At 56.9% G+C, this 11,907-nt stretch carries 10 protein-coding genes; 1 reads left to right on the top strand and 9 read right to left on the bottom strand.

Translation table 11 applies throughout. The features are described from left to right. Positions 1-90: 90 nt before the first annotated feature. From ABFT80_RS19690 to ABFT80_RS19720, 7 genes are all read right to left on the bottom strand, one after another. Complete coding sequence (locus ABFT80_RS19690; RefSeq protein ID WP_347973648.1) at positions 91-1,281, bottom strand: GGDEF domain-containing protein; 1,191 nt, start codon at positions 1,279-1,281, stop codon at positions 91-93. 152 nt (positions 1,282-1,433) lie between these two features. Next, positions 1,434-3,851 (bottom strand): EAL domain-containing protein, encoded by a 2,418-nt coding sequence (locus ABFT80_RS19695; RefSeq protein ID WP_347973649.1) that lies wholly within the window; start codon positions 3,849-3,851, stop codon positions 1,434-1,436. A 193-nt stretch (positions 3,852-4,044) separates the two neighbouring features. Then, on the bottom strand, positions 4,045-5,016 hold the full coding sequence (locus tag ABFT80_RS19700; protein WP_347973650.1) for an ABC transporter permease: 972 nt from the start codon (positions 5,014-5,016) through the stop codon (positions 4,045-4,047). A gap of 1 nt (position 5,017) precedes the next feature. After that, on the bottom strand, positions 5,018-5,977 hold the full coding sequence (locus ABFT80_RS19705; RefSeq protein ID WP_347973651.1) for an ABC transporter permease: 960 nt from the start codon (positions 5,975-5,977) through the stop codon (positions 5,018-5,020). Next, positions 5,974-6,711: an ATP-binding cassette domain-containing protein gene (locus tag ABFT80_RS19710; protein ID WP_347973652.1), complete on the bottom strand. Its 738-nt coding sequence runs from the start codon at positions 6,709-6,711 to the stop codon at positions 5,974-5,976. Before ABFT80_RS19710 ends, ABFT80_RS19705 begins: the two co-directional genes overlap by 4 nt. Then, a complete protein-coding gene (locus ABFT80_RS19715; protein ID WP_347973653.1) occupies positions 6,704-7,441 on the bottom strand; it encodes an ATP-binding cassette domain-containing protein in 738 nt (245 codons plus the stop codon). Before ABFT80_RS19715 ends, ABFT80_RS19710 begins: the two co-directional genes overlap by 8 nt. A gap of 63 nt (positions 7,442-7,504) precedes the next feature. Continuing rightward, positions 7,505-8,695, bottom strand: coding sequence for a substrate-binding domain-containing protein (locus ABFT80_RS19720; protein ID WP_347973654.1), 1,191 nt, complete (start codon positions 8,693-8,695; stop codon positions 7,505-7,507). 273 nt (positions 8,696-8,968) lie between these two features. On the opposite strand from ABFT80_RS19720, the gene ABFT80_RS19725 reads away from it, so the two are divergent. Further along, positions 8,969-10,069, top strand: coding sequence for a lactonase family protein (locus ABFT80_RS19725; RefSeq protein WP_347973655.1), 1,101 nt, complete (start codon positions 8,969-8,971; stop codon positions 10,067-10,069). A gap of 123 nt (positions 10,070-10,192) precedes the next feature. On the opposite strand, the gene ABFT80_RS19730 is transcribed toward ABFT80_RS19725, so the two are convergent. After that, entirely contained in the window at positions 10,193-10,912 is a 720-nt protein-coding gene (locus tag ABFT80_RS19730; RefSeq protein ID WP_347973656.1) for a transporter substrate-binding domain-containing protein, read from the bottom strand. Continuing rightward, positions 10,909-11,889: an ABC transporter substrate-binding protein gene (locus tag ABFT80_RS19735; RefSeq protein ID WP_347973657.1), complete on the bottom strand. Its 981-nt coding sequence runs from the start codon at positions 11,887-11,889 to the stop codon at positions 10,909-10,911. Before ABFT80_RS19735 ends, ABFT80_RS19730 begins: the two co-directional genes overlap by 4 nt. Positions 11,890-11,907: the final 18 nt, after the last annotated feature.

An 11,907-nucleotide genomic window follows, 5' to 3' on the forward strand; every position in this document is an offset into this window, starting at 1 on the left:
TCTGCCATCAAGATGGCAGATGATGGCTAGACATCAAGATGCAGAACTTCAATCAGGACCAGAGGTGCCGAAGGGAATGCGCTCTCATCGTCACTTAGAGTGAGATCCGAACAAATGCACAATCTGGGCAGGATCGGCCTCGGTGCCATCCAGACAGCTTTGGTCCCGACCATTTGCTTTTGCGCTATAAAGTGCGTGGTCGGCCAGCAATAGAAGCTTCTCGAAACTGGCTGATCGAGCAGGAACGACCGCAATGCCGACACTGACAGTCGCCGCGATTTTGTATGTTCCGGCATCGATTGGTTTGCGCGAGAAGGCCGACCTTATACGCTCGGCGATCAATTGTGCCTCGACGGACTTTGTTGCGGGCAAAATCGCCGCGAATTCCTCACCGCCAATTCGCCCGAACAGATCCCCCGGTCGAAGCCCCTTGTTCGCGCCTCTCGCAAATTCGGCAAGCACACTGTCGCCCGCCAGATGGCCGAACCGATCATTGACCTTCTTGAAATGATCGAGATCGAAAATAAGCATTGCCACCGGCGTATCGTCATCGCGAAAAAGTGTTCTCGTCTCGGCGAATGCCTGTAGCAGCCCGCGACGATTGAAAACGCCTGTCAATGGATCACGCGCCGCCAGATCGCGAAGACTGCTTTGGGAACGTCCGATGAGCAACTGCATTCCAAGTGCGACGGATGCGACAAGTATCAGGAGCGCGCCGGCAATCGCGATCAGACCATACGAATAGCTTTTGAAGTCAGTCGGCGGGACCAAAACCGCGCTGAGCGCCACGCCTGCACTGACGATGAATTGCACTAAAAACACGGCAGCCAGAGCACGCCGCAGCCGATAACCGGGTTCCACTTTTCGCGGCAGAAGGGCCACCGCGCAAAGTAGAAAACCACAGGCAGCACCGACATTGAACAGGCTTACACGCGCCGCAAATTCACCGCGGATCATTGGCACGAACATTCCCGCGACCCAGATGGCGGGCGGAAGTAATACCCAAAAAAATATTCGCCTCTGATCGAAAATCAGAACACCCGAGAGCCACAGCGTCAGACCGAAGAGCACAAGACCGTTCGCAAATTCGATCGATAGAAAATCCGGAATCTGACCCCGCAGCGTGATCATGATGAGACCGACACTGGTGCAGAAGAATCCACCGCCCCACAACAGATAGCTACGGGCTTCGCGATGCTGAATCCAGGCAACGAACAGGATGGTTGCGACAGTCAGTGCCGCCGTTGCCCACAAGATATATGCTGTCTTGAAGTCCAGCATTCCTGCACCCCGGTCTTCTATCGCTGCACCGCCGCCTTATTGAGGTTTCGGTGCAGCGAAAGCAACCTATAAGTAGCGCCGAAATTTCATCTGATTTCACTACGGGTGCATTCTCAAAGCGCCAGACGTTCCCGACCTGGTTCCGATTGCCCTCAAGCGGCATCCGCTTTTGTCTGACCGAACGCTGTAGTGCTTTGATCTTCGGGGGTTTTCCCATGGGTGTGTTTTGCGAATGCAGCTATAGGTCGAGGCCGCCCGAGCAGATAACCTTGGACGGCGTCACACGCCTCGGCTCTCAAGAAATCGAGTTCCCCTTCGGTTTCGACACCTTCCGCCAAAACGGGCATTCTCAAGCCTCTGGCGAGGCCGACCACTGCCCGCATGATCGCGGCAGCTTCCTCGTTTTGATCGACGGCCCTGACGAGAGAGCGATCCACTTTGATCTTATCGAACGGAAACGACCGCAAATTTGCCAAGGATGAGTATCCCGTGCCGAAATCGTCCATTGCAATTCGCACGCCCAGCCGCTTCAGCTTGTTAAGAACAGCCAGAGCGCGGCCAATATCCTTGATCAGTGCCGTTTCAGTTATCTCGAGCTCAAGGCGCTGCGCCGGCAGGCCAGAAGATTTCAGGCAGCTCTTTACAGTGTCGACCAGATTTACGCTGTGCAATTGAACCGCCGAGACATTGACGCTCACGCCAAGATGGTTCTTCCAGGTTGCCGCTTCATGGCAAGCCTCTTTTATGACCCACTCCCCTATCTTCAGGATTGCCCCGCACTCTTCGGCAATAGGGATGAAGACATCTGGAGCTATGGCTCCGTGAGTCTTATGGTTCCAGCGCAGCAACGCCTCAAAGCCAACGATTTGATCGGATTTGAGATCGGCTTGCGGCTGAAACGCCAAGGCGAACTCTCCTCTTGAAATCGCCAGCCTCAAATCCTGTTCGAATTGACGCCGCGATTTAAGTTTGTCGCCCATGGATTGCTCGAAAAACCGGTAGACGCCCCTGCCGCCGAGCTTTGCTTCATAAAGAGCAGCATCGGCATGGCTCAAAAGCGATGTCCGGTCTCGGGCGTCCTCAGGGAAACATGCGATGCCGATACTCGTCCCGACAAGAGCATCTGCTGGAAGCTGGTTATTAGATTCGGTCAGACGTTTGAGAATGCTTTCTGCAATCTGCGCTGCATAGGCTTTCGAGCGAAGACGCGGCAGGATTATCGCAAATTCGTCACCACCAAGCCGTGCGGCCATCTGATCTGGTCCAAGCACATCGTTCAAAATATCCGCGACATGTTTCAGAACGGCATCGCCGACGAGATGGCCGTAAAGATCGTTGATTTCTTTGAAGCGATCGAGATCGAGGAAGAGGACAGCGACCTGATTTACATCGGCGTTATCCGCAAATTCCGCGTCGAGCCGCTTCGTAAAATATCTACGATTGGGCAGCTTGGTCAGTGCGTCGTGGTAGGCAAGGAAGTGAATCTCGGCCTCGGCATCCTTGCGTTGCCGAATGTCTCTGACGGCATAGACTTCATGCGGCCGGCCGAAATAATCGATTTTGTGCCTGATGATCTCGACGGGGATTTCCGAACCGTCAACCGCTTTCAAAAACACCTCAAGAGATGTCTCCGGAGCCACACGTGATTGATGTTCCAGGCTTGGAAAGAAATCGGAGATGGCCCGGCTGCCTGTCATGGCTTCCAAGCCCGCAAGTCTGCAGAAACTCCTGTTCACTGTAATGATTTCCCGGCTTTCGGGGTCACATACGACCAAGCCTTCGACGGCAGCGTCAGCGAGGCTCTGCATCCTGCCCGCCTCCTCCATTCGCCTCAAATCTCGGCGGTCGAGGATCAGGCCGACAGTCGCAAGACAAATAATGATCGTCGTTACGACTGCGATGATTACAGCCATCCATCCGGCAGGAAGGATATTCGCAGACAATTTGATCTGAGGGTCGATGACTAAGGTAGTCCCCGCCATGCCAGTGAAATGGTGGCTGCATATCGCGACGGTAAGAACGATGGCGGCCAAAAATCTGTGCTGCGCCGATTTTTCGGACATCGCAATTCGTAACGACAATGCAGCAAGCACGATCCCCAGCAACACCGAAGCAGCGACCAACCGGTAATCCCATTGAATGTAACCTGGGATTTCAAATGCGACCATGCCGGTATAGTGCATGACCGCTATCCCCGATCCTACAATTGCACCACCGAGCAAGTGATTGAATCTGGAAAGCGACGAGACTGCAATTGCGAGACCTGTTCCCGTCAAAGCAATGGCTGAAAGAAGTGAAATCAGCGTCCAATCCACATCGTAGCCAGTCGCGATTTCGGGCTGGAATGCCAACATCGCTATAAAATGCGTGGCCCAGATGCCAAAGCCAGTCGCTACAGCGGAAACCGCCAGCCATATCTTCTTCATGGCCGGTTTGCTTCGCTGCACATGCTGAAGAAGGCTGATAGCCGCGAACGCGGCCATTAAACAAATTATCGCGGCCAGAACTACAAGCCGTAAATCGTGTTCGTTGACGATACAGTTGTATATCTTAAGCAATTTTGCGCCCAATCAAGCAAACCCGCCGCCCGATATTCTTCCTTCAGTTATTTAGAAATCGCTAACGCGCGTCCTGCACAAAGTACATCGTAAACAAATTTCCAATTATTTATACGTACAATGATTGAAATCGGCAGTATTTTACGAGTTTCGAGTGACGGACTGTGCATAAGCGAGTGACCTGGATATGCCTGAGGTCATCCGATCATATCGTCTCGCGCACATGCCGTTCGCGCCCGTAAAGCGACACGAGCAGCAATATGACAAGACCGAGAGCGGCCTGAACCGCCGAGGGGCTAAAGCCGAGGCCGATCAGCAGTGTGTTGATCTGCGTAAGCACCAGCACGCCGGCAATCGTTCCGAGAAAGCTGCCTCGCCCGCCGACAAGTGCCGCACCGCCGACAACGACGGCTGCGATTGTCTGGAAGAGATATGGCTGTCCGACATCGCCATAGGCCGATCCGGTGAAACCCAGAAGCAGGACGCCTGCTGCCGCCGCGAACAGCGCGCTCAGCGCATAGGTGATTACCCACATGCGCACTGGATGAATGAGCGCCAGCGGTGCTGCGCGCGGGTTGCTTCCAAGTGCGTAAAGCCTGCGTCCATAGGTCGTGCGCGCCAGAACGAGCATGATCAGGATCGTGAGTACGACCACCGCTGGTATCAGCCAAGGAAATGGCAGCGGCCCGATCGATCCGCCGATGGAAACGAACTTCGAAACGGCCTGCGGCGCGGAGCCTGATGGGAAACCGGCCGTCCACAACAGCACGCTGCCCTGCACGACCATGCCAACGCCTAGCGTGACGATCAGCGGATGGATATCCAGCCCACGCGACAAAAGGCCGTTCAATCCACCGATTGCCGCGGCCATCGCTGCGACCAGCAGGCAGACGGCCACGAAGTTCCATCCGTCGCCGTAAAGCTGTGCTGCCACGACATTCGCAAAGCCGATAACGAACGGGATCGAGAGATCGATGCCGCCGAGTATGATAACCAGTGTTTGGCCAACCGAGGCAATTGCGAGCAGCGATGCGATGACCAGCATCGCGCGTATGGCGAAGGGCGCGCTGTAACCGGGAATCAGCAAGGTGCCGATCAGGTGCAATATCGCGGCAACGACGAAAGCGCCTGCTACGCGCGCATTGGTCGTGGCAAAAAGGTCTGCGAGGGCCTTCATCTCAGGCTCTCCTTTCTCGGAAACGCTCTTGCAAGGCCGTGAGTACGACAGCCGAAACGAGGATCGCGCCATAGGCGATCTGAAGCACGTAGGTCGATACGTTGAACGAGGTCAGTACGCTCTGGAGCAGGAAGATATCGATTGCACCTATAGCGGCACCCACGAGGCCTCCCTTGCCGCCTGCGAGGCTGACCCCGCCGAGTGCTACGGCTGCGATTGCGATGAGCGTATAGCTTAGTCCTATATTCGGGTCGGCCGAGCCGATGAGAGCAGTCAGCATGAGGCCCGCGACTGCGGCCAAAATGCCCGAAATCACATAGGCGCCGAAGCGTACCGCAGTCACATTTACGCCAGAAGTATAAGTCGCGCGATCGTCGCTGCCGACAGCCATCAACTGATCGTAATAAGGCGTCTGGCGCAGAAGCCACCAGAAGCCGAAAATCGCGATGAGCGGCAGGATGGACCACGTGCCCGACATCGACCGCAACCATCCCGGCGCCGGGCCAATCGGTGCGGGCAGGATGGTCAGCGTCAGTCCTGCAAGTACGAGGTAAGTGCCAAGCGTGGCGACGATGGGCTGAATGCGCAGGATGGTCGCAAGCATACCGTTGACCGCACCGACAACCGCGCCGATGAGCAGAGCGGCGGGTATGATCAGGAACGGTGACGATATTCCAAGCTTCAGAAAAAGAACGCTGATGACGATGGCGTTCACGAAACCCATCAGCGGTCCTACCGAGATGTCCAGCCCGCCGCGCCCTGCCAATATGACAGGTGTAGAGGCCGCCGCCGCACCGATAAGAGGCGCTGCGAGGCCGATCAGAGTTCCCCACGCTGCCGGGTGGAAGCGTGCGGGATTCAAGAAAATATTCGCGATCAGCAAGATGATCAGCAGGACGACGGCAAAGCCTGTCTGCCGCCAGATGCGGGCAAGCCGCGAGGGAGCAATTCGGTCCGTCATGCCGCCCGTCCAAACATCGCAGCAAGAACAGTGTCGGTCGTCATATCGGAACCTGTAATCTCGGCAGAAATTTCCTGCTCGCGGAACACGAGCACCCGTCCGCACAGCACCAGAATTTCCTCGATCTCGCTCGATAGAATGACGAGCGCCATGCCTTCCGCCGCAAGCTCGCGGAAGACGTCATAAAGGATGCGCCGCGTCGCGACATCAACGCCGCGCGTCGGGTCGTTGAGCAACAGAATTTTCGGCTCCAGCGCGAGCGCGCGTGCGAGCAGAACCTTTTGCTGGTTGCCGCCCGACAGTGTCGTGATCGGCGCGTTGGGATTGGGCGCGACAATCGAAAGCCTGTCTCGATATGCCTCATAGCGCCCGCGCCGCGCGGTCTTGCTGACGAAGCCCAGACGCGTATCGCGATCTATCGTCGAAACCGCAAAATTGTCGAGGATCGACATTGTCGGGAAGATGCCGGACGTGCGGCGGTCGCGCGGCAGATAGGCGATGCCGGAAGCGACTGCGTTCTTGAATTTCGTGATCGGCTCGCCGTTTTCGCCAATGACGACGCGCCCTGCCGCTGGCTGCTCCAGTCCGGCAAGCATTTGCAGGAACCGCTCCTGCCCATGTCCATCGAGGCCCGCCAGACCAATGATCTCGCCGGGTGCGATCTTTTGCGTAAACGGTGTTGCGCCGGGGCGCATTGCGATGTCGCGGGCAACGAGAAGCGGCGTGTCAGGCATGGGAAAGCTCTGCTGCAGTCTGCGGCGCCATTGCGCGCAGGAGGGCTGCGGGATCGGAAACGCCCTTCTCTTCGGTCTTCACAACCTTGCCGCTGCGCAAGATGGAGATGCGATCGGACAGCGCCATGACCTCGTCCATGCGATGGGTGATGAAAAGGATCAATACGCCGGCGCTCGCCATTTCGCGCATAAGCCGGAATACGGATTCGCGGTCGGCAAAGTCGAGAGCGGCCGTAATCTCATCGAGGATCAGGATGCGCGGCTTTCTAACCACGGCGCGCGCCAGAACGATCAACTGCTGCGCTGCAAGCGGCAGACTGCCAGCCTCCGCATCGAGCGGCACATCGGTGATTGCAAAACGCGCCAGCGCTGCCGCAGCCATTTCGCGCCTGTCTCTGCGCGCGATCACCCGCTTGAACGGACGATCGATCCCAAGAAGGATATTGTCCATCACATTGCGATCGGGCGCGATCAGCACTTCCTGAAAAACGGTGGCAAATCCCGCCGCCTGAAAAGTTGCGGGATCGCGTCCACGAAACGGCTTGCCGTCGAGCAATATGTCGCCGCCATCCGGCAGCACGACGCCGGACAGGAGCTTGACCAGCGTGCTCTTGCCGGAACCGTTCTCGCCGAGGATCGTGTGAATTGTGCCGTCGCGAAATGCGATGGTCGCGTCCGACAACGCAACGGTTTCGCCATAGCGTTTCGAAACGCTTGATACCTCAAGCATATATTCCTCCGAAAACAGGCCGACCCTCAATCTGGAGGGCCGGCCCAATTCTATGCCTTTTTGCTACTTGGCGCAGGCGTCCGGTGTCGACGCATAATCCCAGCCCTTGCTTGGGGCCGGATTTTCGAAATAGGCGTCGAGCCACTCTTCCGGCATCGGGTCCTTCGGCGGAACCGGGAAAACCGAAACCGCATCAGGCGTCATGCAGTCCTTGTACCAGCTTCCGAGATCCGCATTGTGCACGGCCGGGATTGGGATCATCAGCGTGTTGAGCTTCGGCTTCTGGCCCTCGAGCATGCGAACCGCGACGCGATAAAGCGTCTGGGCAGTCCAATGCGGAAGCAATGCGCCGCCTTCGAACTTGAACTTGTCAGGATTGGCTTTCCAATAGCCCAGCGCATCGCCGGTCAGCGAACCGGTGATCAATGGCGCCGGTCGGCCTGCTTCGGAGAAAGCTTCGGCCACGACGCGGCTTTCGCTGCCGGTGGTCCAGACGGCATCGATCTGCGCGGGGTTCGTCGCGATTGCCTGCAGCACGACGGTCTTCGTGACGTTTGCCGTCCAGTTGCCGTTGACGCTGCGCGGCACCTTGACCGATTGATGTTCAGCCAGTGCTTTGTCGGCGCCCTGCCGCTGCTGCGCGACGATGGGATGTCCGGCAATGCCTTCGACCATCAGTACGTTGCCGCCATCGGGCAATTCCTTGCCGATTGCGGACATCATGTCGTAGCCCCAGCGGGCATAGTTGGAATCGACGTTGATTGCCTTGGGGCTCGTTACCGAACCGGCTGCCGTGACAAATGGAATGCCTGCGGCAGCGGCAGCTTCAATTGCATCGTCGAGTGCCGTGGCCGAACCGGGTATCGAGGTGATGATCGAGCAGCCCTTGTCGATGAAGGCGCGGATCTGGTTGATCTGCTGGCTCGCATCATTGTTGGAATCAGACACTTCGAAGCTCGCGACCGATCCGTTTGCAATGAGACCATCGACCAGACGCTTGAGCTCCTTGGTAACAGTCACCCGCCATGGATTGCCCTGATACGATTCCGAATGGCACCATTTCCAAGGGCCCTGCGGCGCTTTCCAATCGCTCCAGGCCGACGGCGTAACCGTTTGCGGCGCGTCTTCATACTGAGCCTTGAGTTCCGCAGGCAGACCGTCAATCGCGGTCTGCGCCGCATCCTGCGCCAAAGCGACGGAACCAACCATCGTCATGGCGGTCGCAGCCAGAAGGCCGCCTATAATCCTAAGCATTGTTTTCCTCCACTCATCGAATTCCATTCGCCCGACACAAGATCGAGGAATTTGGCCGCGCTCACCGTGCGAAAGCGCAAAATGCAAATCGTCCCCTCCTCCGGGGTAGATCGCAATTTGCCCAAGCCTCCCAAGCATTCTCTTGTAAATTAGATTTTCACATATGAGATTAGATTGCAAGCAGCGCTTTTCGATGACAATGTGCGAATTATGGTTGCCGCGCGTCGCTGCAGGCGGTTGGAAACTCCAGGTTTCGGCGCAAGGGAGAAAAATATGACTGGAAAGATGCTGCTGTTCATTGGGAGCCTCAATCGCGAGGCGCCATACTTCCAGGGCGCGCGAGGAAAGGGCCTTTCGGTCTATAGTTTCAACGAAGAGACACTGGAAACGGAAAAACTCGCGGAAACGGACGGTGTCGATAATCCGACTTTCCTGTCAGTTTCCCCTGACGGCTCCCGGATTTACACGAATTCGGAGGTTTATCTCTGGCGCGAAGGTCTGGTCACCGCTTTCGCCTTTGACCGCGAAGCATCTGCCCTCACCCACATCAACATGCAGCCCGCGCTCGGAAGCATCACCGCGCACAATTCGATCACGTTGGACAACAAGCATCTGCTTGTCGCAAATTACGCGATGGGTGAAGGTGGACCGGACCAGTCCGTCGTGGCCTATGGCATAAGAGAGGATGGCGGCCTGGCGGCCCCATTATCCAGCGTTGCGCATAGCGGGTCCGGTCCAAACAAGGATAGGCAAGAGCGCAGCCACGCCCACAGCGTGACGCCGACCCTGAACGGATCAATGGCTATCGTTGCCGATCTAGGGCTCGACGCATTAATAACTTATCGCTTTAGTGAAGACGGTGCTTTGCAGGAAATCGCGCGCCTTCAGCTCGCACCCGGCGCCGGGCCGCGCCATGTCGCCTTGCATCCGAATGGACACCTCGTTTTCGTGATGAACGAGCTTGATTCAACCGTGGTTTCGCTATCGTTCGACGCGGAAACGGGACAGTTGGCGATCATCGACACACATCCCGCTGTGCCCGAAGAAGGTCGTGCCGAAAATCATTGCGCCGATATCCAGATTTCCCCGGACGGCCGCTTCATCTACGGGTCCAATCGCGGCCATGATAGCATCGCAATCTTCGAAGTTGATGCATCGAGCGGCAACCTCATCCCACGTGGATTCACATCCTGCGGCGGCGCGACACCGCGCAATCTGGCAATCAGCCCCTCAGGCCGGCATTTGTTTTCCGCCAATCAGAATGCGGACAGGATTTCAATTTTCGAACGCGATTTCGCAACGGGGCACTTGACGGATACTGGACGTGAAATCGAGATTGGCACGCCGATGTGCATCCGCATCATTTCCCTTTGATCCTTAAAGGCCGCTGCTCTCCATAATCAATTCGTGAGTAAATAAATAGATCATTTATGAATTGACTGTGTATTGGGAAACTCTTCGTTGGCATGGCCGCGCTTCCCGCCCAAGCTAAAATCCTCATTTCGCGACAAGGCGATCACTCATCCCATGATTTGAAACGATTTGCTGGATGAGGCCGCTGCTTTTTGCGTCCGCCACGAATTTCGCCAGAAATTCCGCTGCAGCCACTTTGCCGTGACGTACGCCAATGGCCTGCTGCACCGTAGTAAAATGGCCGTCAAGCACACGGCTTCCGGGAAATTCCTGAGCTATGCGCAAATGATCCGAGCGCAACCCGGCAAGCACTTCAAGTCCCTGATCGCGGAACAGGTCGAGCGGTTTTTCGCCCGGCTTCGTGCGCACCAGTTCGGCATGTTGAATGTTGCGGTCCAGCCAGAGATCATAGGCAGATTTGGCCGATACGGCGATCCTGTTGCCCGGTCGATCGACCTCGCCAACCGCCGATATTGTCGACACAGCAGGCACAAGATACCCGGCTTCGATCTCGACATAGGCGTCGGTGAACTGAATGGTGCGGGCGCGTTCCGGCTCCGCACCGATGAGGCCAATATCCCAGACATCGTCTTCGGCTGCATTTGCCAGCGCAAATGGCGTGTCGAAAGGTACAAGCTTCACCTCCACGCCAAGCGCCTTGGCGACTTCTCGCGCGACATCCGGCGCGACGCCGAAAGGCGCACCATCGGCATCACGCCCGCTCACCAGAAGGCCATTTCCCAGATTGATGCCGGCGCGTAAAAAGCCCGTCGGCGTCAGCTCTGTTTTTGCTGTCTCGCTCATGGAGCAAGGCGCGGATTGGCAGCGGCAAAATCGACTGGTGTCAGATCCGGCTCAAGTTCCAAAAGATCGGCCTCGAGCGTGCGAAAAGGCTGTTCATCGAAATGCCCGGTCGGGTTGAGTGCCTTTTCCAGATTGTCCGAACCCTTCTGGATCAGTTCATCGGAGATTTCGGGAAAGAGTTTCTTCAAGGCATTAACGCGGACTTCCCTGTCGCTCAGCAGAAGCTTCGTCGCGCGCTGTGTGGCAACGGCGATTGCTTTTGCCGTGTCGGGGTTTTCATCCAGCCATTCTTGCGTGGCGAGAAGGCCAAGTGCCGGAACACTTTCCTGACGCCAATCGACAACCGGAACATAGCCGGATTCCGTCATTGAAAGCGCATCGAAACCTGCCAGCATTCCGGCGGCAACATTGCCCGTGTCGATACCAGCCTTATGCGCCGCGCCAGCACCCAGCGTCACGATCTCAACGTTGCGGTCGGCATCGATACCCTCGCGCTTCAGTGCCAGACGCACGAGATTGTCAGTCAGACTTCCGGGTGTCGTGATCCCGACTTTCTTGCCCTTGAGGTCCGAAAGTTTGCTGACACCACCATCCGGCGCCGAGAGAAGAACGTAGGGAACCCGGTCGTTCAGAGCATAAGCGACGACGAGATTGATACCCTTAGAGCGCATGCGGATGACATGCTCCGGCGCGCACACGCAGAACTGAACCGCGCCCGAAGTTAACGCCTGAAGTGCCGGGCCGCCGCCTTTGAAAGCCACGACCTCCGCATCAATACCGGCTTCCTTGTAGTAACCTTCATCGATGGCCACCTGCACCGCCAGCGAATTGTCGGAAAGCCCGCCCGACGGTCCGAAAATGACCTTCGTCTGCGCCTGAGCGGGGAGCGCAGCGAAGGTGACTGCGACGGCAAGTGCGGACCCGGTGAATGCGCGAAAGACGGTGTTTCGCAAGCTGGAGATTGCGGGAGTTATCATTCTGGATTTCCTTGGATG

This window comes from Foliimonas ilicis, from assembly GCF_039939195.1.
Taxonomy (GTDB): Bacteria; Pseudomonadota; Alphaproteobacteria; order Rhizobiales; family Rhizobiaceae; genus Foliimonas; species Foliimonas ilicis.